This window comes from Sphingomonas koreensis (assembly GCF_002797435.1).
Taxonomy (GTDB): Bacteria; Pseudomonadota; Alphaproteobacteria; order Sphingomonadales; family Sphingomonadaceae; genus Sphingomonas; species Sphingomonas koreensis.
The window spans coordinates 2166904-2189938 of the sequence record NZ_PGEN01000001.1; the positions used below are offsets into that span (position 1 = coordinate 2166904).

Sequence of the window (23035 nt, forward strand, 5' to 3'; positions counted from 1 at the left end):
ACTCAGTTCCCCCTGGAGATGGTTCAGGCGACGCGATCGTCGCGGCTCGATTGCGTGGTGTGCGCCGCGGCGGAGGCCGGGCGCGCGGGTCGATGGGATTGCGGCTGACCCGGCTGGCCCTGAGACTGGCCGCCGGTACCGGCGTCGACGCTGGTCTGGCCGAGCTTCATGCCGCGCGCCTCGGCCAGTTCCGAAAGTCGCGGCGCCGCTTCGGCGATCAGCTGGCGCGCCGCGGGATTCTCGGCGGTGAAGTGGACGTGCAGCCGGTCACCGTCGCGCCGGATCGAGACATCGACATTGCCGAGATTCTCGGGCGCGAGGCGGATGCGCGTGTCGGTCGCCTCGGCGGCATCGCGCAGCGCGGCGATCCGATCGACCATCCTGCCCGCCCAGTCGTCGCGGCTGAGATCGAGCGGAGCCTGATCCGCGCCCGACATCGCCTGCACCGTCGTGCGCAGCTGCTCGGTAGCGGCGGTCTGCGCCTGCATCGCGACCGGATCGGCGGCGCGCGGCGCGGCGGGCGCGTCGAACGAGGCCGAGATCGCAGCGGCAAAGACCTGTGCAGCGGTCTGAGCGGCGGGCGCACCGGACACGACCGGCTGCGGGATGATGAGGGACGCCGGCGAGGGGCGGAACACGCACTCGCGCTCGGGCGCACCGCCCTTGTCGCGCCTGTCGATCTCCGGAACCGCTTCGGGCGCTTCCGGCAACGGAGCCTCGCTTTCGACAGTGAGCGTCTGAACAACCGGCGCCTCTGCTGCCTTGGCCGCCGAAACCTCGACGGGTGCAGGAACGAGGCTGGCGGCTCCGGCCATCAACTCGCCCGCCGTCTTTCCGGCCGCCTGCGCGGGAAGCGCTGCCGCGGCCGCAGCGTCGATACCGGTTCCAGACTGTGGCGGTAGGAGCGCAGGATCGGGCAACGGAGCCAGGTCGGCCGGAACAGGCGCGAGACCCGCGGGAAGCCATGCGACGACCGGGTCCTTCGCCTCCTCCGCGTCGGCATCAGCCTCGCCCTCGAGCGGCAAGTTCTTGCCGTCTCCGGCAATCGCCTGCCCCTTGCCGCCCGACAGCTTCGCTCCGGGCGGAAGCACCAGCTCGCCCAGAACCGCCATGAAATCGGCCGTGGCCGGCGCAGCTACGGGCGCGCGCGGGGCGAGCGGAGGCGTGAGCGGGAGCAGCGACGTGGAGGCGAGCAAGTCTGGCATTGCGGGCGAAAACTCCTTCGCCCGCTGATCAGCAAGGATCGTGCCGTTTTTTCGGAATGGCCGGCATATCCTCAAGCGCCCGCATCGCGCGGCGAGCCGCATTCGCCTCGGCGCGCTCGATCAGCTTTTCGATCGCGGTCTGGTCGCGCTTGGCTTCGCGGGTCGCAGCACGCGCCGTGTCGAGCCCGCGCTGCGCCTCGGCGATGCGGCGGTCGGCGGCAAAGGCGGACTGGTGGAGGCGATCGCGATAATAGGCTTCGGCAATCAGGCTGGTGGCGCTTCCCGGCTTGGGCGCCGGCGCGACGCCCTGCGCCAGCTGGGCGATGCGCGCGCGAAGTGCTTCCTCATTGGTCACCTTCGCTTGGGCCGCGACTTCGCTCACCCGCACCATGTCGAGCTGGAGCGTACGGACGCGCAGCAGGCGACCGAGCTTCTTCTGGTGCTTGTCAGCCATGCGCTGCGTTCAGATCAGGCATCCCCGAACACGCCGACCAGCTCCGTCACCGCCTCTTCGAGGCTGACGGTCTGGTCATAAGCCTGACGGATATAGTCAAGCACCGAATCGTGGCAGGCAATCGCCGCGTCGATCGCCGGATCGGCGCCCGCGCGATAGGCGCCCATCAGCACCAGATCGCGATTCTCCTCATAGGTGGCGAGGTGGCGGCGCAGCACGCGCGCGGCGGCGACATGCTCCTTGTCGGCGATGTCGGTCATCACGCGGCTGACCGAGGGGCCCAGATCGATCGCAGGATAGACGCCGCGCTCCGCCAATGCCCGGCTGAGCACGATATGCCCGTCCAGGATCGATCGTGCCGAATCGACCACGGGGTCGTTGCCGTCGTCGCCATCGGCCAGAACGGTATAGATTGCGGTGATCGATCCGCCGGTGTGGACGTCGGTCCCGGCGCGCTCGATCAGGCTCGGCAGCATCGCGATCGCGCTCGGCGGATAGCCGCGTGCTGATGCCGGTTCGCCGAGTGCCAGCCCGATCTCGCGGCCCGCATGCGCGACGCGGGTCAGCGAATCCATGATGAGCAGCACCTTCTTGCCCTCGTTGCGAAAGGCTTCGGCGATGGCGGTAGCGCGCAGTGCGCCGCGGATGCGCAGCACCGGAGAGTGGTTGGCCGGGACTGCGACCACAACCGAGCGCGCGCGCGCTTCGCCTGCGACCTTGGTCTCGAGAAAGTCGGAAACTTCGCGGGAACGCTCGCCGATCAGCCCGATCACGATGACGTCGGCCTTGGCCGCGCGCACCATCATGCCGAGCAGCACCGATTTGCCGACGCCCGATCCGGCCATGATGCCGACCCGCTGCCCCTGGCCGATCGTCAGCAGCCCGTTGATCGCACGGACGCCGACATCGAGCGGCTGGAGTACGCGGCCGCGGTCGAGCGGTGACTGAATCTTCCCCGCAAGCGGCCATTTGCCGGCGCCGCGGATCGGGCCGAGCCCGTCGATCGGCTTGCCCGCGCCATCGACTACGCGACCGAGCATCGCCGCGCCCACCTCCGCTTCGCCAGGAGGACCGACGGGACGGACCGGCGCGTTGGGAAGCAGGGCGGCCGGGCCGCCCAGGTTCATCATCAAGGTCTTGCCGCCGCGAAACCCGATCACCTCGGCTTCGACGCGGCTGGCGCCGGTGCCGATCGCGCAGACCGTGCCGACCGGGAGCGACAGACCGACCGCTTCCATCAGCAGCCCGTCATAGGAAGACAGGCGCCCCGAAACCTTGGGCTGCGGGCGGAAATCGCGGCAGGCGAGGCCGTCGAGATAGTCGGCGGTGAAGCGGTTATACATGCGGCGCCCTCAGACAGCCGGAGGAATCGGAACGCGGTCGATCGCCTGAGCGAGCTGCTCGAGCCACATGTCAGGGCCGTCCTCGACGATGGTCGATGCGCTTTCGATGACGAATCCGCCGCGGGTCACATTAGGATCGCCGACGGGGAACACCGTCTTGGGCAGATGATCCTGCACCAGCGCGATGTCGTCGGGATGCAGCCGCAGGATCGCCGATTCGGCGCTGTCGGCGAGCATGTCGGTCGCCGCCTCGATCCGGCCTGCGAGCACATCGGGGGCGATGCCCGATTCGCCGATCATCTTCGCGACGAGATGCAACACCGTCTGGCGCAGATGCCCGGCCAGGCGTTCGCGGTCGAAATGCGCGCCCTGCGCCAATGCGTTGCTGACCTGCTGCAGCAAGGCAGCCTGCTGCGCGGCCACTGCGTCGGCCTCGGCGCGCCCCGCTGCCAGCCCTTCCGCATAGCCGGCGGCGCGTGCCGCCGCGATCGGATCGACGAAGTCCTTGGGCTCGGGCGCGGGCTCGGGATCGAACGGATCCCAGCCTTCGGTGGGATTGTGGCCCGGCTCGGCCGGGCTGAAATGCCGCGGCTCAGCCGACGCCGCGTCGCGCGGGCGCACCGCCCGCGGGGCGAATTCCTCGGGCGGGGCGAAGGCACGCTGAAGCGCCTCGGCGATCCCCGCGCTGCGTGCGGCGAGACCCGGAACGAAACCGGCCGGATCAGACATAGTCGTCGTCTCCGCCGCTGCCCGGCATCGTGATCGTGCCGTCCTTGACCAGCTGGCGGGCGATGGCGATCATCACCTTCTGCGCCTCCAGCACCTCGGCGAGCTTCATCGGGCCGCGCGCTTCCATCTCGTCGCGGATCGTGTCGGCCGCACGGCTCGACATGCACGACAGGAAGCGCGTTCGCGCCGCCTCGTCCGCGCCCTTGAGGCTGCGGACCAGCACGTCGCTTTCGATGTTGCGCAGCAGGGTGCCCATATTCTTGTCGTCGAGATCGAGCAGATTGTCGAAGACGAACATCGCCTCCTCGATCGCCCTCGCTACGTCGCGATCCAGCTTGGCGAGCTTGGGCATCACCTTCTGCTCGGTCACCTTGCGCACGCTCGACATGATCTTCGCCGCCTCGCGGGTGCCGCCCATCTGGACGCCCGCGACGCGGCGCGGCTGGCTCGAATGGCGTTCGAGCAGCGCGGTCAGCGTCGCCAGCGCCTCTGCGGTCACCGGCCCCAGCCGCGCAACGCGGCGCAGCACCTGCGGCTGAATCGCCTCGGGCAGCATCTCCAGCACCTGCCCCGCGGTCGCAGGCTCGAGATGCGCGAGCAGCACCGCAGCGATCTGGGGATGCTCCTCCTCCAGCATCGCCGCGATCTCGGTCGCATCCATCCATTGCAGCGCCGAGATCGATTCGTTGGGCTCGGGCGGCAGGATGCGCGACAGGATCGTGCTCGCGCGTTCCGGTCCCAGCGCCTTGGTGACCACCGATTCGAGCTTGGGGCGCGGATCGAACTGGATCGCGCTGCGCTCCTGCGCGCGGCCGGTGAAATCGTCCAGAACCTGCGCCATCTCCCATTCGCTGACATCGGCGACGCTCATCATCGCGGTGCCGAGCTGGCGGACTTCCTCGGGGTCGAGCTTCTGGAGGATCGCGGCGGCCTCTTCGTCGCCGACGACCATCATCAGCACCGCGGCGCGTTCGACACCGGAGAAATTGCGCGGCGCGTTCATCGATTGCCCTCCGCCTTGATCATGTCGCGCACGGCGAGTGCAGCGCGCGCCGGATTGTCACGGGTAAAATCGCGCACCAGCCCGACTCGTTCCCCGAGCGGCACGCCGCCCGCACCGAGCATCTCGGCACTCACCGGCGCCGGCATCGCGACGCCGTCGGCTCCGCCCATCGGCAGCGCCCCGCCGCGATTGGTGTCGTCGCGCTTCTTGAGCAATGCCTTGGCGAGCGGACGCACGCCGAGCAGCAGCACCAGCAGCGCGATCACCACTGCTGTCACATTGCGCGCAACCATCGCGAACCAGCCGCTTTCGTAGAAGGCGGGGCCCTCGCTCGCCGCGTCCGCAGTCGTGCTGAACTTGCGGCTGACCACGGTTACCTGATCCTGGCGTGCTGCGTTGAAGCCGACCGCGGCCTTCACCAGATCGTCGATCTGCTTGATCTCGACCTGGCCCCGCGGTTTGCCCGGCTCCTCCTTGAGCAGCACCGCGACCGACAGCCGCTTGATGTTGCCCGGCGCGGCGCGGGTGACCGAGATTTCCTTGGCGTTGTCGTAGCTGCGCGCGAAACTGTCGCTCTGCTTCATGCCCGGCGCGGCGGCCGGCGTGGCAGGCTGATTGGCACCGGCGGTGACGCCTTCGGGCGTCGGCGTGGCCACGACGCTCGGCGCAGGCGCGACGTTGGAGAGCGCGCCAGGAATACCGCCAGGCGCATTGGCGCCGTCGCGCGGCGCGCCGGTCCAGTTGCCCTGTTCGGCGCGCACCACGGCGCCCGCCTTGTCGAACGTCTCGCGCGTCGCCTGGCTCTCGTCGAGATCGACATCGGCCTGCACCTCGGCGGTGAAGTTTCCGGCACCCAGCAGGGGAGTCAGCAGCTGCACCAGCTGCTGGCGATACTTGTCCTCGATGCGGCGCTGGAAATCGATGCGTGCGTCGCCGGCGCTGCCTTCCTGGCCCGATTTGCTGAGCAAGGCGCCCGCCTGATCGACGATGGTCACCGCCTCGGCCTTCATCCCCGGCACCGACGATGCGACGAGGTTGACGATCGAGCGGACCTGCGCGTCGGACAGCGTGCGGCCCGGCTGGAGCTTGACGATCACCGAGGCCGAAGGTTCGGCCTTGTCGCGCACGAACACGGTGGCTTCCGGGGTCGCGAGATGGACGCGCGCCTCGGCGACGGTATCGATCTCGCTGATCGAACGGGCGAGTTCGGTCTCGCGCGCCTGCCTCAGGCGTTCGCCCTCGACGGCACGGCTGACGCCCATCGGAAGCTGGTCGAGCAGCGCATAGCCGCCCGGCGCCGCCTTGGGCAGCCCCTGTCCGGCGAGCAGCATCCGCGCCTTGTGATAATCGTCCTCGCCAACGGTCAGCGAACCCGCGCCGTCGATCGCGTTCGGAATGCTCGCGGCGCTCAAGGCCTCGGCCACGGCGGCCTTATCGCTCTCGGGCAGGCTGGCGAACAGCACGCGCTGCGGCGGGGTCGCCAGCGCCATCCAGGCGAGCGCGGCAGCGCCGATCAGCCCGACCATGAAGATCAGCGGCAGGCTGCGCTTGACCGCGGGTTGCGAGAGGATCGAGCGTATCTGGCTCAGCGGATTGGCGAAACCGCCCGGCCCCGTGGTGGCGGGGAGAGCGGCGGTTTCGGCGACGGAGACTGCGTTGCTCATAGCGATCAGACCGGCATGCTCATGATGTCACGATAGGCGGTCAGGAGCTTGTTCCTGACCTGAAGCGTCGCTTCGAAGCCGACCGACGCCTCCTGACGGGCGAGCATCACCCTGGCGATGTCGACCGTCTCGCCGCGCTCGTAGGCGGCGGAGAGTTCGCTGGCGCGGTGCTGCGCACCGTTGACCTGCTGGAATGCGGTCTCGAACGTCTCGGTGAAGCTCGCCGGACCCGCGGGCTGGCCGACCGGCGCCGTCGCCGGAGCAGCCGCGCCGCTGGTCGCGCGCTGGAGCGCTTCGTTGCGTTCGAGGATCTGGGCGCGGAGCTGCATGACGCGGTCGATACCGCCCGCTGCGCCGACGCCGCCAATGCCGCTCATGCCGTGGCCCTCCGCGTGATGTCCTCACCCTGCTCGCGCGCCTTGGCGAGGCGGTAGCGCAGCGTGCGCTCCGAGATACCGAGGCGCTTGGCGGTCTCGGTGCGGCTGCCGCCGCACGCCGCCAGCGTTTCGCGGATCGCCGCGAATTCGCTGAGCTGGACGATGTTGCTGAGCGTGCCTTCCGCCTGCGCCGGGGCAGCGGCGGGCGCACGGTCGAAGATCAGGTGATCGGCGGTGATCGCATCTCCCGGGCAGAGCAGCAGCGCGCGCTGGATCACATTCTCCAGCTCGCGGACATTGCCCGGCCAGTCGTGCGACTGGAGCACCGCCAGCGCGTCCTGCGTCACCCAGGGCAGGCGGGCGCGATTGCCGGCGTGACGCAGCACCATCGCCGAAGCGAGCGCGGCGACGTCGCCCGGCCGCTCGGCGAGCTGGCGGGTGGTGAGCGGAAACACCGAGAGGCGGTAGTAAAGGTCGGCGCGGAACCGGCCTTCGGCCACTTCGGCCTGAAGGTCGCGGTTGGCGCAGGCGATGACGCGGACGTCGATCTTCTCGGGGCTGGTCGCACCGATCGGCACCACCTCACGCTCCTGCAGCGCGCGCAGCAGCTTGGCCTGGAGCGCCAGCGGCATCTCCGCGACTTCGTCGAGCAGCAGCGTGCCGCCGTTCGCGGCGCGGAAGAACCCCTCGCCTGCCGCATTGGCGCCAGTGAACGAGCCCTTCTGATGGCCGAACAGCAGCGCCTCGAGCATCGTCTCGGGCAACGCCGCACAGTTGACCGCGATGAACGGGCCGTCGCGGCGGGTGCTGCCCATATGGATCGCCTTAGCCAGCACTTCCTTGCCGGTGCCGGTCGGGCCGTTGATCAATACGGTGATGTCGGCGGCCGCGACCCGCTCGGCCAGCGCGTAGAGCGCAAGGCTCTCGGGATCGGCCGCGACCGGGGCATGAGCGCCGCGGAGCATCGCGCTGGCAAAGCCGCCGGCGATCGCGGCGTCTTCGGGACCGAAGCTCAGCCGCGCGGGGTTGCCGTCATGGAACGGCACCGCAGCGACCGGCCCCTCGGCCAGCACCAGCGTCCTCGCCGAAACCGGGGGCGCCTCGCCCTCTACGATCATGAACAGATCGCCCGGCATGGGCTTGACCTTGTCGGCGGCGCCGATGGTGAAGCCCTGCGCACGCAGCGAGGAGACCAGCGCATAATGCTGCCGAAGCACCGCAGCTGACGGAAAGATCGTCTGCATTCAAACCCCCTGTTGGGAGGGTGATGCAGGATTGATGGTAAACGAGTCGTAAACCATGCGGCAAAAATCAGCCGAAACGGCTCCAGATTGCCGCGCGCGCCTCTACGCGTGTGCGCGTAGGCCGTTCGGGCCGTGGTTCAGAAAAGTGCTTAATCCCCGCCTCAGCCTGCCGTTTGACCCCAGTGGCGGCTCGAGCTCCTTCGCATTCAGGGGGGTAAGCGGGGACGCCGGACTGAACGGAGACAAGACATGACTGTTATCGGAACGAACATTGCGAGCCTCCGCGCCGCGAATGCGTCCAAGATGGCTTCGTCGTCGCTGCAGACCGCCATGGAGCGTCTGTCGACCGGCAAGCGCATCAACAGCGCCAAGGACGATGCCGCGGGCCTCGCCATCGCGAGCCGCATGACCGCGCAGGTCAAGAGCATGAACGTCGCCATCCGCAACGCGAATGACGGCATCTCGCTCGCTCAGACTGCCGAAGGCGCGCTGGGCGAAGTCACCAACATGCTTCAGCGCATGAAGGAACTGGCGACCCAGGCTTCGAACGGCACGCTGAGCCCCAGCGACCGCTCGACCCTGCAGGCCGAAATGACCCAGCTGATCGCTGAAGTCGGCAACATCTCGAAGACCGCGAACTTCAACGGCGTCAGCCTGCTCGACGGCAAGACCGGCGACGTGACGCTGCAGACCGGCATCAACGCCGGCGAGACGATCTCGATGTCGATGCTCAACACCTCGTCCGAGAAGCTCGGCCTCAAGGTCGGCGTCGAAGGCCCGGTGACGGGCACGGTGGCCAACACCGGCATCAAGAAGAACGAGCTGCAGATCAACGGCACCTGGATCGGCGCCAGCGTCGACACCAATGGTGACGCCAGCAGCGCGATCGCCGACAAGGTGACCGCGATCAACGCCAAGACCAGCGAGACCGGGGTGACGGCCGCTGCACAGACCAAGGCGACGCTGACGATGGTCGGCGCCGACAAGAACACCACCGGCACGCTCAACATCAACGGCAAGGCGATCGATCTTTCCGATGGCGCAGTCGCCGACGTCACCGGCCCGCCTGCGGTTCCCGGCTACTACGACCTCGAACTGCTCGTCACCGCGATCAACGGCACCAGCGGTGTCGGCGTCACCGCCGCGCTCAACGAGGCCGGCACCGCGATCGAACTGACCAGCGCCGCAGATGTGGTGTTCAAGGCCGACACCGCCGACCTCGCGAAGTTCAAGGTCCGCGCCGAGGGTGCGTCCGCCGATCTGGCGATGACGGACGACACGGACGCCACGGTCGCGCTCAACCAGGTCGTGCTGACCGCGGCTGCGGGCGAGACGATCATCGTCGGCGGCGAGACCGCGGCGATGGCCTCGATCGGCCTGACCGCGACCTCGGCCAAGGGCAGCGATCTGTCGATCGCGACCCAGGACGATGCCTCGGCGGCGATGAAGGTGATCGACGACGCGCTGACCGAGATCTCGGCCGGCCGTGGCGATCTCGGTGCGGTGCAGAACCGCCTCGAATCGACCGTCGCCAACCTGACGACCACGACGAGCAACCTGTCCGAAGCGCGCAGCCGCATCGAGGACGCCGATTTCTCGGCCGAAACGACCGCGCTCGCCAAGGCACAGATCCTGAGCCAGGCCTCCACCGCGATGCTGGCCCAGGCCAACCAGTCGCAGCAGAACGTTCTCTCGCTGCTTCGCTAAGCGTGTGCCGGTCGGGGTGTCACCCCCCTGACAGGCACCACGGCCGGTCACCCTCTCTTCGCGGGAGGGCATGCGAGGAAGCCCCGGTGGTCGCCCCAGAAATGGAGGCTTCCGCCGGGGTTTTTCCTTTTCGGCAAGCAAGGCACGGCCGCGCCTTCGGCGGGATGGTCAGTTTCTGTCGAGTGCTTCGCGCGCCGCCTTCGCGAGCGCGCAGTCCTTGCCGCTGGAGCGGCACTGTTGCTCGAGCATCTCCACCACCTTGAGCTGTTCCTGTCGGACAAAGGGATCATTGCTGATGTCCGGCGAGAACATGCCTCGACCATTGAGTCCGGCCCTCGATTTTCCGGAACCGGGCACCGCATTCGGTCTCAAGGGCGGGGTATCCGTGCCGCGCGGCAACCAAAGGCCTATCGCAATTCCGATCGCGATGCAGACCCCAGCCAATGCAATCGTCTTGATGTTGCGTGGGCGCACCATTCCCGCTTCCTAAGTTTCAGGTCGTGTCCAGATCCACCCGCCGACCGTGACGGCCGCGGCGATCGTCACCAGCGGCCAGGGCATGGGCGAGAAGATCATCGTCAGCGCGATACTCGCCGCGAACGCCACCGTCGCAGCCTTCTTCCCCCCGCGGCTGATCGCCCCCTTTTCCCGCCAGCGCACGATATGCGGACCGAACTTCGGATGGTCGAGGAGCTTGCGCTCGAGCCGGGGCGAGCTGCGCGCGAAACACCAGGCGGCCAGGATCACGAACACCGTGGTCGGCATCACCGGCAGGATCGCACCGATCACCGCAAGGCCAAGGCTGACAAAGCCCGCAGCGAGGTAGAGGTGCCGCCGCACCTAGAGGCCGAACGCCCGGTCGAACGCGGCGGCGCCGGCGGCATCGAACGCGATCACCCGCCCCGGCCCCCGCCTCGCCCAGCCCTGGGCCAGCACATGCTGAAGGATCGCTGCGCCGAGCATACCGGCGAGATGGTTGCGCCGCTCGCTCCAGTCGAGACAGGTCCGGCACTCGGGCCGCCGCCCGTGCGCCGTCAGCGCCACCCCGAGCGTGTCGAGCCGGAGACGGCCGGACGCGGTGATCTGCGGCATGTCGCCTGCCGTCACCAAGCCGTCGGCCACGAAGCGCTCCGCCAGCCGGACCGCACGGTCGCCGGCGAGATGATCGTAGCAGACCCGTGCCTCGCGCATCGCCGCATCGCGCGGGCCCGGGCGCACGGGCTTGGCGCCGGTCCGTTCGGCGATCCCCATCAGCAGCTCGATCGCCGCGGCGACATCCCCGTCGTCGAGCCGGAAGTAGCGGTGGCGTCCCTGCCGCGCCGGGACGACCAGCCCGGCGTCGCTCAGCCGTGCCAGATGCCCCGAAGCCGTCGGCAGCGCGACGCCGGCGCATTGCGCAAGCTCGCTCACCGTCAGCGCTCGCCCATCCATCAGCGCGACCAGCATGTTCGCGCGCGCCGGATCGCCGATCAGCGCCGCGACGCGCGATATGGAGGGGCCGTCCTGCATAGTTCGGCCATAGCCGAAGCATTGGCGGCGAACAATCGGCTATCCGGCAGCGCAAGGAGGACCCGCATGATCACCTGCTTCATCCGCTACCAGATCGACCCGTTCCGCACCGATGCGTTCGAACAATATGCGCGGGGCTGGAACGATGCGATCCCGCGCTGCGGCGCTCGGCTCACCGGCTATTATGCCCCACACGAAGGATCGGCAACGACCGCATACGGCATCTACGACATCGCGGATCTCGCGGCCTACGAAGCGTATCGCGCGCGATTGCGCGACGACCCCGGGGCGCGCGACAATTTCGCCTTCGCACGCGACGAAGGGTTCATCCGGCGCGAGGACCGCATCTTCCTGCGCAAGGTGACGTCATGATTGCAGTCATCTTCGAATCGATGCCCGCTTCAGGGCAGGAGACAAGCTATCTCGATATCGCCGCGTCGCTGCGTGCCGATCTGGAGGCGATCGACGGTTTCATCTCGGTCGAGCGCTACGAGAGCCTGACCACCCCCGGCAAGCTGCTCTCGCTCTCCTTCTTCCGCGACGAGGCCGCAATTGCCGAGTGGCGCAACCGCCCGAAGCACCGCGGCGCCCAAACCGCCGGACGCGACGGCGTGTTCAGCGACTATCGCGTCCGCATCGCCACCGTGATGCGCGACTATGGCCTGAACGATCGCGCCGAAGCCCCACCCGACAGCCGCGCCGTACACGCCGAATAGGATCGGTCGAAATTCAGTTCAGGTCGAGGCGAGAAGGGTGATCGTCGAGCATCGAAGCGCAGAAGATCGCGCTTTCGACGGGTCCCAGAAAGAAGGGGCGGAAGCGGCCCCCCGGCACGCTCCCGCCCCTGCCCCCTATGCGGATACGGGCCCCCCGGCACCGCATCCGTCATCCCAGACGCCGCATCAGCCCTTTCTTGAGCCGGTCATGCGCGCTCTTCTTGATCTGACAGACGCGCGCGGCACCCACGCCGAGCACCTGTCCGATCTCCTCGAGGTTAAGCTCCTCGACATAGTATAGCTGGATCACCAGCTGTTCCTTCTCGGGCAGCTCGGAAATTGTTGCGATCAGCGCCTCGCGTTGATCGGCGTCGGCGAGTTGGTCGAATGCCGAGGGTTCGTCGGACATGAACCAGGGGCCTTCGTCCGAATAGACTTCGTCGATCGAATCGAAGCGCACCGCCTCCGCGCTGGCATAGTCGCTGCGCAGCTTCTCGATCGTGACGCCAAGGCGTGACGCGACCGCGGCCTCGTCGGGCCGCTTGCCATGCTCGTCGGTCAGCGCCGCGATCGCGTCATTGTAGACGCGCCGCCGCTTCATCGCGCCGCGCGTGATCGTCGCCTGGCGCCGCAGCTCGTCGATCATCGCGCCGCGGACCCGCGTCTGCAGATACTGGTCGAAGCTGACGAGACCGCGATCCTCGAAGCTCGCCGCTGCCTCGACCAGTGCGACAAGGCCGATCTGCACCAGATCCTCGACGTCGATCAGGCTGCTCATCGATCCATGGACGTGCCAGGCGAGCCGGCGGACCAGTGGCATATGCTTGCGCACGAGGCCGTCCATGTCGCGCTTCGTTTCGCCGGTGCGGCCATAGGTCAGCGCGAATTCGTTGGGAGAGGGCTGGAAGCTCATGCGGGCAGCGCCTCCGGCGCACCGATGACGGCGACGACTTCGACCGACTTGTCCTCAGGCACTTCGAAGAAGCTCATCACGGGGGTATCCGGGAGACAGGTTCTGACCAGCTTGCGGATCGCGATGCGGATCGAGGGCTGGACGACCAGGGCGAAGGGCTTGGCTTCGGCGACCAGCGGCTGGGCGGCGCGCTGGAGCGCGTCGACGATGCGGCGGCCGAGATCGGGTTCGATGGTGTGGCGCTTGGCGGGGTCGGAACGGATCGCCTGACCCAGCAGCGCCTCGAGCTGGCCTTCCAGCGTCATCACGCGCAGCGGCTCGCGCACACCGCACAGCCGCTGGATGATCAGCGGGCCGAGCTCCGGGCGGATCGTCTCGATGATCTCGTCGGCGTCGAGCGTCTTCTGCGCCGCCATGGCGATTGCCGCGGCGATGCGGCGGAATTCCTTGAGCGGGATATTCTCGGCGAGCAACCCGCGCAGCACCTGAGTCAGCGTCGTGATCGGCAGCGGGTTGGGCGAGAGCGAGGAAACCAGCTGCGCCGCGCGCTCGCGCAGGCCGTCGAGCAGCGCCTGCACCTCGTCCGGGCCGAGCAGGTCGGCGGCGTTGGTGATCAGCGCCTGGTTGAGGTGCGTCGCCATCACGGTGCCCGGATCGACCACCAGCCAGCCCTGGCCGGTCGCCGCATCGGCATCGGCGGACGAGATCCACATCGCATCGAGTCCGAAGGTCGGGTCCTTGACCGGCTTGCCGTTGAGAGTGCCGACCGCTTGCCCCGTGTCGAGCGCCAGCACCTCGTCGGGCGAGACGCTGTCCTCGCCGATCACCACGCCGCCGACGACGATGCGATAGGTGAACGGCCCCATGTTGATGTCGTCGCGCACGCGCACCTGCGGCACCACGAAGCCAAGCTCCTTCGAAAGCTGGCGGCGCACCCCGGTGATCCGCCCCATCAGCGATCCGCCGCGGCGCTCGTCGATCAGCGGCACCAGGCCATAGCCGATGTCGATCATCACCTGCATGTTGTCGGTCACCTCGTCCCAGCCGATCTTCGACGGGTCGGCAGGTTCGGCATCGATCGTTTCAACCGGCGCAGGCGGGCGCTTGCTCGCCTGGTACATCTTCCAGGCCATGAAGCCGGAGCCGGCCGCAGCGGGCAGGATGATGAAGGCGGGCATGCCGGGCAACAGGCCGAGCAGGCCGACGATGACCGCGACCGGGGTCCAGGTCTTGTGGCTGCCGAACTGGCTGCCGATCTGATCGGTCAGGCCCTGTTCCTTGTTCGCGCTGACGCGGGTGACGATTGCGGCGGCAGCGATCGACAGCAGCAGCGCGGGCAGCTGCGCGACCAGCGCATCGCCGATCGCCAGCAGCACATAGGTCTGCGCCGCCTCGCCGATCGTCAGACCATGGCTGACCGGGCCGAGGATCAGGCCGCCGATGATGTTGATGAACAGGATCAGCAGGCCGGCGATCGCGTCGCCCTTCACGAACTTGGACGAACCGTCCATCGCGCCGTAGAAGTCGGCCTCCGTCGCCACCTCGACGCGGCGCGCCTTGGCCTCGTCCGGGGTGATCAGGCCGGCGTTCAGGTCGGCGTCGATCGCCATCTGCTTGCCGGGCAAGGCATCGAGGGTGAAGCGTGCCGACACTTCGGACACGCGGCCCGCGCCCTTGGTCACCACGATCATGTTGATGATGATCAGGATCGCGAACACGAACAGGCCGACGACATAGTCGCCGCCGATCATGAAGGTGCCGAACGCCTCGATCACATGGCCGGCGGCGGCCTCGCCCTCATGCCCGTGACCCAGCACCACGCGCGTCGATGCGACGTTGAGGCCCAGCCGGAACAGGGTCGCGAACAGCAGCACGGTCGGGAAGGCGGAGAAGTCGAGCGGCTTCTGCGCGTTGAGCGCGACCATCAGCACAGCAAGGCTGATGACGATGTTCATGATGAAGAAGGCGTCGAGCAGGAAGGTCGGCACCGGCACGACCATCATCGCGACGAGCACGAGGATGGCGACGGGCAGGGCGAAGCTCTTCAGCGCGGGGCCGATGCCCCCCTTGAGTGCAAGTGCGTTCACGCGGATTACGCTCCCAGTCTCGCGAGCATCATATAGGCAAGCTTGGCGGTCTCAGGCGTCGGCCGCAGGGGGTTCACCCCGCGCGTCTCGGTCCCGCGTCCGGCGGCCTGCAGCCGGTCGAGCGTGGCCAGCCAATTGCGGTCCTGGCCGATAGCGTCGTTGCCCAGCACAACTTCGGCATCGGGGCCCAGCGACTGGACGAGCTGCTGGAACTTCGCATCGAGCTGGCCGGAAGGAAGTCCGGTCGCGCCCGCCGAGGCGGCACCCTTGTCGAGCTTGCCTGCGAAGCGCTCATAGATCTGGCCGAGCGAGCGCGGTGCGCCGTTCGACGCGTAGAACACGCTGCGGTTGGCGCGCGCCGCGGCCGGGAACAGGTTCGCCCCCGGCTGGCCGGGGTTGGCGTCCATCGCGCGCAGGAATTTCCGCGCGCCGCCGATGCCGAGGAAATGCGCCATATAGAGATCGGTCCCGGTCGCCTCGCGGCCGAGCGAGCTCTCGAGGCTGTCCTTGTTGTCGCTGGCATGTTCGGCGGCCATCAGCGACGCCGCCTGCGGATCGTTGCGCATCGACAGGATCGCCTGGCGCATGGCGGGGTCGCCGACGACGAAGCGGCCGCTGGCGGTGCGGCGGATGCTGTCCGACGCCCAGCCCATGCCGTGCTTGTCGCCATGTTCCTTGACCACGCCGAGCCAGCTTTGCTCGATGAACTGGTAGAGGCCGGTGGCGCTCGAGGTGCGTGCGCGCGCATTGCTGCGCATCCCGCTTTCGACCTGCGCCTGGCCGAGCAGATAGTTGAAGTCGATACCGGTCTTCTGGCTGGCCGTTGCGATCGCCGTGGTGACGTTCGCCTTGGCTCCGATCGAAGGAATGCTCATCGGCTCTTGCTCTTCTTCCCCTGAGTGCAGGAAGATCAGCAAGAGGCGTGCCATTTTTTCTGGGAGGGCCGCTCCAGCGCGCTCCCCCACCCGGCCACCCAGCGAAGCTACCCTATGGGTCGCCGGGTGGGGGAGCGGGCTGGAGCGGCACGCGTCGCGTCAGCGGCGCCAATCAGGCAAAGCTTCCGGCAATTCCGGGCCGGTAGGACGGCAAATTGTTGCCGGTCAGCGTCTGCAGCCGCCGCCGCACATTGGCAGCCATCAGGTTGACGTAGATGCGGCAGGTCTCGTTGAGGCGGTGCGCCTCCTCGGCCAGCGCCTTGAGCTCGGGCGAGAGCGCAGGATCATCGTCGTTCGCGGCCCCCACCGCGTCGATGCCGATCAGCTTCTCGCGCGTCGCGCGTTCGAGCGCGGCGACGTCATTCGCCTTCAATGCGTCGATTTCGGCGTGCAGCGCATCGATCACACGAACCAGGGCGTCACGCCTTGTCATGCGGGTTCCACTGAAGCTTGAGCGCGAGCAGCCGGTCCGCGACGGTCGAAGGAACCAGCGGGAACTTGCCCTCGGCGATCGCCTTCTTGATCCGCGCGACGCGCTCGGCATCCACCGGCACGCTTGCAGCGGCAGCCTGGGTGATCGAGGCGGCGGTGCTGGTCTGGGCAGCCTGCGTCACACCTTCCGCCGCCTTCACAGGCGCGGCCGGGGCTACCGGCGTCAGGCGCCGGTCGGCAATTGATGCAGGCTTGAAGCCGACTGGATCAACCATGTCTGCAACCCTTTATTCTGCGGACATACGCAAGAACGGCAGCACGCGCGGAAGCTTTAGCAAAAAATCATTCGCCGAATCCGGGCAGCCGCGCACGCCCCGGTTCCAGCGCGATCGCGGCGACCGGCGGCCGCTTGTCGTCGACCTTCACCAGGACCCGCGCGCCCGCGGCCGCATCGGCCATCGCCAGCCCCTCGCGGCTGATCGAGAAGCCGGCGGCGCCCGCCTCGATCAGTACCGGATCGCCGCGTTTGATCACCGTCGCCGGCTTGACCACTGCAGGCGCAGGCATCGCCGCCACGACCGGAGCGGCGGGCCTGGGCAGCGCGTTGACCGGCACGAACACCCGCCATTGCTGCGGTCCCTGACAGCGGATCACCACCGCATCCTCCGCGGCCGAGCGCCAGCTCAGCTGGGGAGCGTCGCACGCGGCGAGCCTCAGGCGCTTGTCCACCGGCGCACGTGCGCCGCCTTCCATGCCGATCGGCGCCCCAGCGAATTGCTCGACCAGCCGGTCGAGCGTGTCGGTGGACTGGAATGCGGCCGGGCCTGTGCTTGCCGCCAATGCGGACAGGAGAATGACGATCATCTTTGCCTCCGGTTCAATTGCTGGCGCCGGCAAAGCCGACGGAAAGAGTGACCGCCCGGCGCTTGCCGGGGTCGGTCAGAATGACGATGCGATCGGGCGACGCCGCGCCGCTGCGCACCAGCGCTGCGGCAACGGCGCGCGCGCGATCGGCGGCGAGGATCGCGGCGCTGCCGGTCGCGGCATCCACGTCGCGCGCGCCATCGGTCGATCCGGTGATGGTGATGCGCGTCCGCGAATCGCGCGCGGCATCGCGGGCCCACAGGATCGCGCCGCGCGGATCGGCAACGGCCACCCCCTCGGCAAATCCCTCGACCCGCGCCATCGCGACAGCCATCGGCGCGGGCGCGCTATCCTCGATCCCGAAGCCTGCGCGCAGCCCGGCGAGCAGCGTCTCGCGATCCAGCTCGCGATTGGCCTGGAGCAGCACGAAGAAGCCGACCAGCAGCAGCGCGAGGTCGGCAAGCGTGATCAGCCACACCGATCGTGCGGGCGCGATCTCGTCCCACATGTCGGCGGAAAGGCGGGCGCTCATGCCGCAATCTCCCGCTTGCGCGCGCGCTCGAGCGTCGCGAGATGCGCGAGCGGCGCGGCGAGCCGCAGCCGCTCGGTCGCCTCGGCACGCGCGAGCCGCTTGAGCCGGGACGCAACCGGCATCGCGATCAGGTTGGCGACCAGCGCGCCATAGAGCGTTGCGAGCAGCGCGACAGCCATCGCCGCGCCGATCGTCACGGGATCCTGCATCGATGCAAACATCTGGACGAGGCCCAGGATCGTGCCGATCAGCCCCATCGCCGGCGCCGCCTCGGCCGCACCGGTCCACACCTCGATCGCGGCGCGATGGCGCTCGGCACGCGCGGTTACGCGATCGCAGACCAGCCGCTCGACCTGCTCGGGCGACGCACCGTCGACTGCGGCCTCGATCGCCGCCGCCATGTCGGGATCCGCGATCACCGCGCGGTCGAGCGAGAACAGGCCATGGCGATGCGCGATCCGCTCCTGCGCCGCGATCTGGCCGAGCAGCACATCGGCGCTGAACGGCCGCCGCCACAGCACCGTCAATGCCGCCAACGCCCGTCCGACATCGGCAAGCCGATTGCGCAGCACCATGGCGAGCGCGGTGCCACCCAGCACGATCCCGATCGCCACCGGATCGAGAAAGGTGCCGGGGACGAGCGCCGTCGCGGCTGTGGTGGCGGGTTGGGAGATCGCGGCCATGTTCATGCGCGATTCTTTGCAAGCCCCGGGCCAATTGCCCTTCCTGCCTGCGTGCAAGGGCCGTGCGCACGGCTGGGCAGCAGCGACCGGCAAAACCGGCAAAAACCATTGCCGCCCCCGGCAACATCTTGCCGCCCTCTTCGCATTTCCCGGCAATCCGGACGATTTCAGCCCCGAACCCGGAAACTGGCACGCCCATTGCTAGGAAGGTCGCGAACAAATGTGCGGAGGACGCATAGCATGGGTCAGAACAGTCTTTTCGGGGTGCACGGTGCGGCGCTCGCGGTGCGCTCGCAGCGCATGGGCGTGCTCGCGTCGAACATCGCGAACGCCTCGACGCCCGGCTACAAGGCCAAGGACATCGACTTCAAGGAAGCGCTGAACGCGATCGAGACGCCGGGAATGGAAGGCGTCGATCCGATCGGGGGTGCGACCAAGTTCCGCATCCCGCTCCAGCCCAGCCTCGACGGCAACACCGTCGAGCTCGCGACCGAGCAGACCGCCTTCGCCGAGAACGCCGTCGCCTATCAGACGACGCTCGCGTTCCTCAACGGGCGCATCTCCACCATCACCCGCGCGCTGAAGGGAGAGTAACCATGGCCGATCAGCCGCTCAGCATCTTCCAGGTCGCGGGCCGCGCCATGTCGGCGCAGCTCGTGCGGATGAACACCACCGCGTCGAACCTCGCCAATGTCGGCCAGGTCGCATCGACTGCGGCCGAGGCCTATCGCACGCAGAAGCCGGTGTTCCGCACCGCCTTCGACGCCGCGAACAACCTCGCCACCGTCGATGTCGAAAGCGTCGTTACCGCCGGCGAGGCGCCGACCAAGCGCTACGACCCCGGCAACCCGATGGCCGACAAGGACGGCAACATCTGGGAAAGCGCGGTCGACGAGACCCGCGAGCTGGTCGACATGATGGAGACCGCCCGCACCTATCAGAACAATGTCGAGGTGATGCAGACGGCAAAGACGCTGATCACCCAGACGCTCAATTTGGGACGCAGCTGATGGCCGGCTTTGATGATGTGATGACCAAGCTCGGCATCGGCCGAACCGGCGCCACCGACAAGAATGCCGTGGCCAAGGGCGGCAAATCGACCCTGGGCCAGTCGGACTTTCTGACGCTGATGACCGCGCAGATGAAGAATCAGGATCCGTTCGATCCGGTCGACAACACGCAGATGGTCGCCCAGATGGCGCAATTCTCGTCGCTCGCCGGCATCAGCGAGATGAATACCACGCTCCAGGCGATCGCCACCAAGCTCGGCGCGACCTCGACCACGGACCTCGTCTCATGGGTCGGCCGTACCGTGCTGACCGAGGGCAACACGGCCTATCCGCGCACCGACGGCACGCTTGGCGGCGTGATCGAGCTCGGCGCCGACGCCAACGAGGTCAACGTCGTGATCGAGGGGCCGAACGGCGAAATCCTCAGGAATGTCGCGCTCGGCAAGGCCGGTAAGGGGCAGCTCGAGTTCGAATGGGACGGCAAGACCGATACCGGCGAGAAGGCCGGCGACGGCCCGTTCAAGATCCGCGTCGCCGCGCAGAATGCCGATGGCGGCGCGGTCTCGGCCAAGCCGCTTGTCTGGGCCCCCGTCACCGCGGTGGCGATGGGCAGCGACGGCAACCCCGTCCTCACCCTGCCCGGCATCGGTCAGGTTTCCACCACCGCCGTCCGCAAGATCGGCTGAGCCTTTTCAAGGAGCATAAGCAATGTCCTTCTACACCTCGCTCTCGGGTCTTCAGGCGGCGCAGACCGATATGTCGACCATCAGCCACAATCTGTCGAACGTCTCGACCAACGGCTTCAAGAAGAGCCGGACCGAGTTCGCCGACGTCATCGCGTCGAGCGTGTCGCTCAACCCGAACCAGATGATCGGTTCGGGCACCACGGTGAAGGCGATCCGCCAGCAGTTCGGCCAGGGCGGCACCCAGCAGTCCTCGTCCTCGCTCGACATCGCAATCTCGGGCGACGGCTTCTTCGCGGTGAAGCCCAGCCTCGACGCCGCCGGCGTCAACTTCACCCGCAACGGCAGCTTCCTGGTCGACAGCGAGCGCTACGTCACGGATTCGCAGGGTTCGTATCTTCAGGTCTATCCGGTCGACGGCTCGGGCGCGGTCATCGCGACCGGCCTGGGTTCGACGGTCAACCTGCGTCTGCCGCAGACCAGCGGCGTGCCCGAGGCGACCGAGAATGTGAATCTCTCGCTCAATCTCTCGGCCTATTCGTCGGTGCCCAAGGAAGCGTCGCGCTTCACGCCCGACACGCCCTATGCGTTCGACCGTTTCGATCCGGGCACCTACAACAACTCGACCCAGACCACGATCTATGACGCCAGCGGTAACCCGCTGACCATGACCAGCTATTTCGTGCGCGAAACCTCGGCGTCGCCGAGCAGCTGGTCGGTCTACACCTTTGTCGGCGACAAGCAGCTCGGCACCGATCCGGCCAACCCGGCCCCGATCACGCTGACCTTCGATTCGAGCGGTGCGCTGACCGCGCCGACCGCGCCGACCCAGTTTGCGCCGTTCACCGTCGGCACCAGCACCACGGAACAGACCATCGCGCTCGATTTCGGCAGCGCCACGACGCAGCTCGGCGCGCCGTTCAGCGTCAACAATCGCTCGCAGGACGGCAAGGCCGTGGGCCAGCTCGACGGTGTGACCGTGGGCGAGGACGGCACCGTCCGTGCCAGCTTCTCGAACGGCGACAGCCAGGCGCTGGGCAAGGTCGCGCTCGCGAACTTCTCCAACCCGTCGGGCCTGCGTCAGCTCGGCAATTCGACCTGGGCCTCGACTGGTCTCTCGGGCGAGCCGCGGCTCGGCGAGCCGGGCACCAACGGCTTTGGCGGCCTCATGTCGGGCGCGATCGAACGGTCGAACGTCGACATTACCGAGGAACTGGTCGGGCTGATCGCGGCGCAGCGCAACTTCCAGGCGAACGCCAAGGCGCTCGATACCGCAAGCCAGATCTCGCAGACCATTTTCAACATCCGCAGCTGATTTCACCCGGTTAGGAGGCACAATCGATGGACAGGCTCGTCTATACCGCGCTGTCTGGGCTCAAGGGCCAGATGGACGCGCAGGCGACGATCGCGAACAACATCGCGAACGCCTCCACGATCGGCTTCCGCGCCGACCGGGTCAATTTCGAACGGATGATGGTGAAGGGCGAAGGCCACGACAGCCGCCAGCCCAGCGCCGAGACCGTGGTCGATATGGACCGGCGCGCCGGCACGGTCGTCCAGACCGGCCGCGGGCTCGATGTCGCCATCACGGGCGACAACTGGCTTGGCGTGCAGGCTGCCGACGGCAGCGAAGCTTACACACGGCGCGGCGATCTCCGAATCGCGCCGAGTGGCGTCTTGGAAACCGGCGACGGTTTCCCGGTGATGGGGTCGGGGGGCCCCATCACCGTGCCGCCACACGACAAGATCATGATCGCCGAGGACGGCACGATTTCGATCGTGGCGCCGGGCGCGGATCCCGCCGCCCCGCCACAGGTGATCGATCAGCTGAAACTCGTCAGCGATCAGGGCAGCCGCACCGTCAAGGGGCTCGACAATCTGCTCCACGTCCGCGGTGGCGGCGTTCTGCCCGCCGATCTCGACGCGCGCGTCCAGACCGGTTCGCTCGAACAGTCGAACGTCAACCTCACACAGGCGCTGGTCGACATGATCGAGAACCAGCGCAGCTACGAGGTGCAGGCCAACCTGCTCCGCGAAGCGAAGAACATGGACGAGAGCTCCGCGAGCCTGATGCGCGTCAGCTGAAACATCAGCACGCGTGATGCGCGTGAGCTGAGAGATTTGAGGAAGGAATAGGCTATGGGTTCTGCAGCAATGCACATCGCGCGCACCGGGCTTGATGCCCAGGACATGCGCATGCGGGTGATCTCGAACAACCTCGCCAACGTGAACACCACGGGCTTCAAGCGTGACCGCGCCTCGTTCGAAGCGCTCGCCTATCAGGTCGTCACTGCGCCCGGTTCGGCAAGCACGTCGGAGACGCAATACGCCACCGGCCTCAACCTCGGCACCGGCGTCCGCGTCCAGGGCACCGCGCGGATCGACACCCAGGGTTCGTTCCAGACGACGGGCGGCGCGCTCGACATGGCGCTCGACGGCAACGGCTTCTTCCAGGTGCAGATGCCCGGCGGCCAGCTCGGCTATACCCGTGCAGGAAATTTCACCCGTAGCCCCGAAGGGCTGCTGGTAACGGCCGAGGGCTATCAGGTGATGCCCGGCATCACGATCCCGGAGGGCGCGACCGCGATCACCGTCGGCACCGACGGCACCGTTTCCGCGACCGTGCCCGGCCAGACCGAATCGAGCCAGATCGGCCAGATCCAGATCGCGGCCTTCCCGAACTCGGCGGGGCTGCAGGCGATCGGCGACAATTTCCTGGTCGAGACCTCGGCCAGCGGCGCGGTCAATCTCGGCATCGCCGGGCAGGACGGCCGCGGCAAGATCCGCCAGGGCATGCTCGAGGGTTCGAACGTCAATGTCGTCGAGGAGCTGGTCGACATGATCGAGACCCAGCGCGCCTATGAGGTGAACTCGAAGATGATCTCGGCGTCCGACGAGATGCTCAAATATGTCAATCAGAACATCTGAGGCCAGAGCTTCCAGGG

General features: G+C 67.7%; 28 protein-coding genes and 2 pseudogenes. 11 read left to right on the forward strand and 19 right to left on the reverse strand.

The features are described from left to right. Positions 1-23 precede the first annotated feature (23 nt). Genes BDW16_RS10195 through BDW16_RS10230 form a run of 8 tightly spaced genes read right to left on the reverse strand, consistent with a single transcriptional unit; the run spans position 24 to position 8019 of the window. The gene (locus BDW16_RS10195) at positions 24-1205 is read right to left on the reverse strand and encodes a flagellar hook-length control protein FliK (RefSeq protein ID WP_125958775.1); all 1182 of its coding nucleotides are present in this window, start codon (positions 1203-1205) and stop codon (positions 24-26) included. Positions 1206-1233: 28 nt separating this feature from the next. Further along, on the reverse strand, positions 1234-1659 hold the full coding sequence (locus tag BDW16_RS10200) for a hypothetical protein (protein WP_066581065.1): 426 nt from the start codon (positions 1657-1659) through the stop codon (positions 1234-1236). A 14-nt stretch (positions 1660-1673) separates the two neighbouring features. Next, positions 1674-3002 carry a FliI/YscN family ATPase gene (locus tag BDW16_RS10205; RefSeq protein WP_066581064.1) on the reverse strand — a complete coding sequence of 443 codons (1329 nt, stop codon included), beginning with the start codon at positions 3000-3002 and terminating at the stop codon, positions 1674-1676. Between the two features lie 9 nt (positions 3003-3011). Continuing rightward, positions 3012-3731 carry a FliH/SctL family protein gene (locus tag BDW16_RS10210; RefSeq protein WP_066581062.1) on the reverse strand — a complete coding sequence of 240 codons (720 nt, stop codon included), beginning with the start codon at positions 3729-3731 and terminating at the stop codon, positions 3012-3014. Beyond that, a complete protein-coding gene (fliG, locus tag BDW16_RS10215; RefSeq protein WP_066581060.1) occupies positions 3724-4734 on the reverse strand; it encodes a flagellar motor switch protein FliG in 1011 nt (336 codons plus the stop codon). The genes BDW16_RS10210 and fliG overlap by 8 nt, the downstream gene beginning before the upstream one ends. Continuing rightward, a complete protein-coding gene (gene fliF / locus BDW16_RS10220; RefSeq protein WP_066581058.1) occupies positions 4731-6398 on the reverse strand; it encodes a flagellar basal-body MS-ring/collar protein FliF in 1668 nt (555 codons plus the stop codon). Before fliF ends, fliG begins: the two co-directional genes overlap by 4 nt. 5 nt (positions 6399-6403) lie before the next feature. Beyond that, positions 6404-6775 (reverse strand): flagellar hook-basal body complex protein FliE, encoded by a 372-nt coding sequence (fliE, locus tag BDW16_RS10225; RefSeq protein ID WP_066581057.1) that lies wholly within the window; start codon positions 6773-6775, stop codon positions 6404-6406. Beyond that, positions 6772-8019 (reverse strand): sigma-54 interaction domain-containing protein, encoded by a 1248-nt coding sequence (locus BDW16_RS10230; protein ID WP_066581055.1) that lies wholly within the window; start codon positions 8017-8019, stop codon positions 6772-6774. Before BDW16_RS10230 ends, fliE begins: the two co-directional genes overlap by 4 nt. Before the next feature lie 249 nt (positions 8020-8268). Here BDW16_RS10230 and BDW16_RS21630 point away from each other — a divergent pair. Both BDW16_RS21630 and BDW16_RS21635 read left to right on the forward strand, forming a co-directional pair. After that, a pseudogene (locus BDW16_RS21630) lies at positions 8269-8634 on the forward strand (flagellin N-terminal helical domain-containing protein); the annotation flags it as partial. 816 nt (positions 8635-9450) lie between these two features. Beyond that, a pseudogene (locus BDW16_RS21635) lies at positions 9451-9726 on the forward strand (flagellin); the annotation flags it as partial. Positions 9727-9894: 168 nt separating this feature from the next. On the opposite strand, the gene BDW16_RS21095 reads toward BDW16_RS21635, so the two are convergent. From BDW16_RS21095 to BDW16_RS10245, 3 genes are read right to left on the reverse strand one after another with little or no spacing between them, the layout of a single operon-like run. Beyond that, positions 9895-10203 carry a hypothetical protein gene (locus tag BDW16_RS21095; RefSeq protein WP_125958774.1) on the reverse strand — a complete coding sequence of 103 codons (309 nt, stop codon included), beginning with the start codon at positions 10201-10203 and terminating at the stop codon, positions 9895-9897. 9 nt (positions 10204-10212) lie between these two features. Further along, positions 10213-10566: a YbaN family protein gene (locus BDW16_RS10240; RefSeq protein WP_066581050.1), complete on the reverse strand. Its 354-nt coding sequence runs from the start codon at positions 10564-10566 to the stop codon at positions 10213-10215. Continuing rightward, entirely contained in the window at positions 10567-11235 is a 669-nt protein-coding gene (locus BDW16_RS10245; RefSeq protein WP_066581049.1) for an ArsR/SmtB family transcription factor, read from the reverse strand. It abuts the gene before it with no gap. Between the two features lie 66 nt (positions 11236-11301). Between BDW16_RS10245 and BDW16_RS10250 the strand changes: the two genes are divergently transcribed. Further along, positions 11302-11607 carry an NIPSNAP family protein gene (locus BDW16_RS10250; RefSeq protein WP_066581047.1) on the forward strand — a complete coding sequence of 102 codons (306 nt, stop codon included), beginning with the start codon at positions 11302-11304 and terminating at the stop codon, positions 11605-11607. Then, positions 11604-11951 (forward strand): antibiotic biosynthesis monooxygenase family protein, encoded by a 348-nt coding sequence (locus BDW16_RS10255; RefSeq protein ID WP_066581045.1) that lies wholly within the window; start codon positions 11604-11606, stop codon positions 11949-11951. Before BDW16_RS10250 ends, BDW16_RS10255 begins: the two co-directional genes overlap by 4 nt. 169 nt (positions 11952-12120) lie before the next feature. Here the strand turns inward: BDW16_RS10255 and BDW16_RS10260 are convergent, their stop codons facing one another. The 8 genes from BDW16_RS10260 to BDW16_RS10295 form a co-directional block, all read right to left on the reverse strand. Further along, complete coding sequence (locus BDW16_RS10260) at positions 12121-12864, reverse strand: sigma-70 family RNA polymerase sigma factor (RefSeq protein WP_066581044.1); 744 nt, start codon at positions 12862-12864, stop codon at positions 12121-12123. Continuing rightward, positions 12861-14951 (reverse strand): flagellar biosynthesis protein FlhA, encoded by a 2091-nt coding sequence (flhA, locus tag BDW16_RS10265; protein ID WP_066581043.1) that lies wholly within the window; start codon positions 14949-14951, stop codon positions 12861-12863. Before flhA ends, BDW16_RS10260 begins: the two co-directional genes overlap by 4 nt. Before the next feature lie 5 nt (positions 14952-14956). Continuing rightward, on the reverse strand, positions 14957-15826 hold the full coding sequence (locus BDW16_RS10270) for a flagellar biosynthesis protein FlgJ (protein ID WP_066581041.1): 870 nt from the start codon (positions 15824-15826) through the stop codon (positions 14957-14959). A 172-nt stretch (positions 15827-15998) separates the two neighbouring features. After that, the gene (locus tag BDW16_RS10275; RefSeq protein ID WP_066581039.1) at positions 15999-16319 is read right to left on the reverse strand and encodes a hypothetical protein; all 321 of its coding nucleotides are present in this window, start codon (positions 16317-16319) and stop codon (positions 15999-16001) included. After that, positions 16306-16593, reverse strand: coding sequence for a flagellar biosynthesis anti-sigma factor FlgM (gene flgM, locus BDW16_RS10280; RefSeq protein ID WP_066581037.1), 288 nt, complete (start codon positions 16591-16593; stop codon positions 16306-16308). Before flgM ends, BDW16_RS10275 begins: the two co-directional genes overlap by 14 nt. A 67-nt stretch (positions 16594-16660) precedes the next feature. Continuing rightward, positions 16661-17182 (reverse strand): flagella basal body P-ring formation protein FlgA, encoded by a 522-nt coding sequence (locus BDW16_RS10285; RefSeq protein WP_066581036.1) that lies wholly within the window; start codon positions 17180-17182, stop codon positions 16661-16663. Positions 17183-17195: 13 nt separating this feature from the next. Then, entirely contained in the window at positions 17196-17714 is a 519-nt protein-coding gene (locus tag BDW16_RS10290) for a flagellar motor protein MotB (protein WP_174532078.1), read from the reverse strand. Further along, complete coding sequence (locus BDW16_RS10295; protein WP_066581121.1) at positions 17711-18397, reverse strand: motility protein A; 687 nt, start codon at positions 18395-18397, stop codon at positions 17711-17713. The genes BDW16_RS10290 and BDW16_RS10295 overlap by 4 nt, the downstream gene beginning before the upstream one ends. On the opposite strand from BDW16_RS10295, the gene BDW16_RS21100 reads away from it, so the two are divergent. Genes BDW16_RS21100 through flgG form a run of 7 tightly spaced genes read left to right on the forward strand, consistent with a single transcriptional unit; the run spans position 18396 to position 23018 of the window. Further along, a complete protein-coding gene (locus BDW16_RS21100) occupies positions 18396-18602 on the forward strand; it encodes a hypothetical protein (protein ID WP_125958773.1) in 207 nt (68 codons plus the stop codon). The two genes, BDW16_RS10295 and BDW16_RS21100, sit on opposite strands and share 2 nt — an antisense overlap. Positions 18603-18637: 35 nt before the next feature. Beyond that, positions 18638-18991, forward strand: coding sequence for a flagellar basal body rod protein FlgB (gene flgB / locus BDW16_RS10300; protein ID WP_066581034.1), 354 nt, complete (start codon positions 18638-18640; stop codon positions 18989-18991). A gap of 2 nt (positions 18992-18993) precedes the next feature. After that, the gene (flgC, locus tag BDW16_RS10305; RefSeq protein ID WP_066581032.1) at positions 18994-19407 is read left to right on the forward strand and encodes a flagellar basal body rod protein FlgC; all 414 of its coding nucleotides are present in this window, start codon (positions 18994-18996) and stop codon (positions 19405-19407) included. After that, positions 19407-20093 carry a flagellar hook assembly protein FlgD gene (locus BDW16_RS10310; protein WP_237241214.1) on the forward strand — a complete coding sequence of 229 codons (687 nt, stop codon included), beginning with the start codon at positions 19407-19409 and terminating at the stop codon, positions 20091-20093. Before flgC ends, BDW16_RS10310 begins: the two co-directional genes overlap by 1 nt. Positions 20094-20115: 22 nt before the next feature. Further along, positions 20116-21405, forward strand: coding sequence for a flagellar hook protein FlgE (flgE, locus tag BDW16_RS10315; RefSeq protein ID WP_066581029.1), 1290 nt, complete (start codon positions 20116-20118; stop codon positions 21403-21405). A 26-nt stretch (positions 21406-21431) separates the two neighbouring features. Continuing rightward, on the forward strand, positions 21432-22175 hold the full coding sequence (gene flgF / locus BDW16_RS10320; protein WP_066581027.1) for a flagellar basal-body rod protein FlgF: 744 nt from the start codon (positions 21432-21434) through the stop codon (positions 22173-22175). Between the two features lie 54 nt (positions 22176-22229). Further along, positions 22230-23018, forward strand: coding sequence for a flagellar basal-body rod protein FlgG (gene flgG, locus BDW16_RS10325; protein ID WP_066581025.1), 789 nt, complete (start codon positions 22230-22232; stop codon positions 23016-23018). Positions 23019-23035 lie beyond the last annotated feature (17 nt).

What these genes read in the sequence shown, in the direction of transcription:
- BDW16_RS10195 (WP_125958775.1), bottom strand. Translation starts at nt 1,205, where the DNA reads ATGCCAGACTTGCTCGCCTCCACGTCGCTGCTCCCGCTCACGCCTCCG.
- BDW16_RS10200 (WP_066581065.1), bottom strand. Translation starts at nt 1,659, where the DNA reads ATGGCTGACAAGCACCAGAAGAAGCTCGGTCGCCTGCTGCGCGTCCGT.
- BDW16_RS10205 (WP_066581064.1), bottom strand. Translation starts at nt 3,002, where the DNA reads ATGTATAACCGCTTCACCGCCGACTATCTCGACGGCCTCGCCTGCCGC.
- BDW16_RS10210 (WP_066581062.1), bottom strand. Translation starts at nt 3,731, where the DNA reads ATGTCTGATCCGGCCGGTTTCGTTCCGGGTCTCGCCGCACGCAGCGCG.
- fliG (WP_066581060.1), bottom strand. Translation starts at nt 4,734, where the DNA reads ATGAACGCGCCGCGCAATTTCTCCGGTGTCGAACGCGCCGCGGTGCTG.
- fliF (WP_066581058.1), bottom strand. Translation starts at nt 6,398, where the DNA reads ATGAGCAACGCAGTCTCCGTCGCCGAAACCGCCGCTCTCCCCGCCACC.
- fliE (WP_066581057.1), bottom strand. Translation starts at nt 6,775, where the DNA reads ATGAGCGGCATTGGCGGCGTCGGCGCAGCGGGCGGTATCGACCGCGTC.
- BDW16_RS10230 (WP_066581055.1), bottom strand. Translation starts at nt 8,019, where the DNA reads ATGCAGACGATCTTTCCGTCAGCTGCGGTGCTTCGGCAGCATTATGCG.
- BDW16_RS21095 (WP_125958774.1), bottom strand. Translation starts at nt 10,203, where the DNA reads ATGGTGCGCCCACGCAACATCAAGACGATTGCATTGGCTGGGGTCTGC.
- BDW16_RS10245 (WP_066581049.1), bottom strand. Translation starts at nt 11,235, where the DNA reads ATGCAGGACGGCCCCTCCATATCGCGCGTCGCGGCGCTGATCGGCGAT.
- BDW16_RS10250 (WP_066581047.1), top strand. Translation starts at nt 11,302, where the DNA reads ATGATCACCTGCTTCATCCGCTACCAGATCGACCCGTTCCGCACCGAT.
- BDW16_RS10255 (WP_066581045.1), top strand. Translation starts at nt 11,604, where the DNA reads ATGATTGCAGTCATCTTCGAATCGATGCCCGCTTCAGGGCAGGAGACA.
- BDW16_RS10260 (WP_066581044.1), bottom strand. Translation starts at nt 12,864, where the DNA reads ATGAGCTTCCAGCCCTCTCCCAACGAATTCGCGCTGACCTATGGCCGC.
- BDW16_RS10270 (WP_066581041.1), bottom strand. Translation starts at nt 15,826, where the DNA reads ATGAGCATTCCTTCGATCGGAGCCAAGGCGAACGTCACCACGGCGATC.
- BDW16_RS10275 (WP_066581039.1), bottom strand. Translation starts at nt 16,319, where the DNA reads ATGACAAGGCGTGACGCCCTGGTTCGTGTGATCGATGCGCTGCACGCC.
- flgM (WP_066581037.1), bottom strand. Translation starts at nt 16,593, where the DNA reads ATGGTTGATCCAGTCGGCTTCAAGCCTGCATCAATTGCCGACCGGCGC.
- BDW16_RS10285 (WP_066581036.1), bottom strand. Translation starts at nt 17,182, where the DNA reads ATGATCGTCATTCTCCTGTCCGCATTGGCGGCAAGCACAGGCCCGGCC.
- BDW16_RS10290 (WP_174532078.1), bottom strand. Translation starts at nt 17,714, where the DNA reads ATGAGCGCCCGCCTTTCCGCCGACATGTGGGACGAGATCGCGCCCGCA.
- BDW16_RS21100 (WP_125958773.1), top strand. Translation starts at nt 18,396, where the DNA reads ATGTTCATGCGCGATTCTTTGCAAGCCCCGGGCCAATTGCCCTTCCTG.
- BDW16_RS10295 (WP_066581121.1), bottom strand. Translation starts at nt 18,397, where the DNA reads ATGGCCGCGATCTCCCAACCCGCCACCACAGCCGCGACGGCGCTCGTC.
- flgB (WP_066581034.1), top strand. Translation starts at nt 18,638, where the DNA reads ATGGGTCAGAACAGTCTTTTCGGGGTGCACGGTGCGGCGCTCGCGGTG.
- flgC (WP_066581032.1), top strand. Translation starts at nt 18,994, where the DNA reads ATGGCCGATCAGCCGCTCAGCATCTTCCAGGTCGCGGGCCGCGCCATG.
- BDW16_RS10310 (WP_237241214.1), top strand. Translation starts at nt 19,407, where the DNA reads ATGGCCGGCTTTGATGATGTGATGACCAAGCTCGGCATCGGCCGAACC.
- flgE (WP_066581029.1), top strand. Translation starts at nt 20,116, where the DNA reads ATGTCCTTCTACACCTCGCTCTCGGGTCTTCAGGCGGCGCAGACCGAT.
- flgF (WP_066581027.1), top strand. Translation starts at nt 21,432, where the DNA reads ATGGACAGGCTCGTCTATACCGCGCTGTCTGGGCTCAAGGGCCAGATG.
- flgG (WP_066581025.1), top strand. Translation starts at nt 22,230, where the DNA reads ATGGGTTCTGCAGCAATGCACATCGCGCGCACCGGGCTTGATGCCCAG.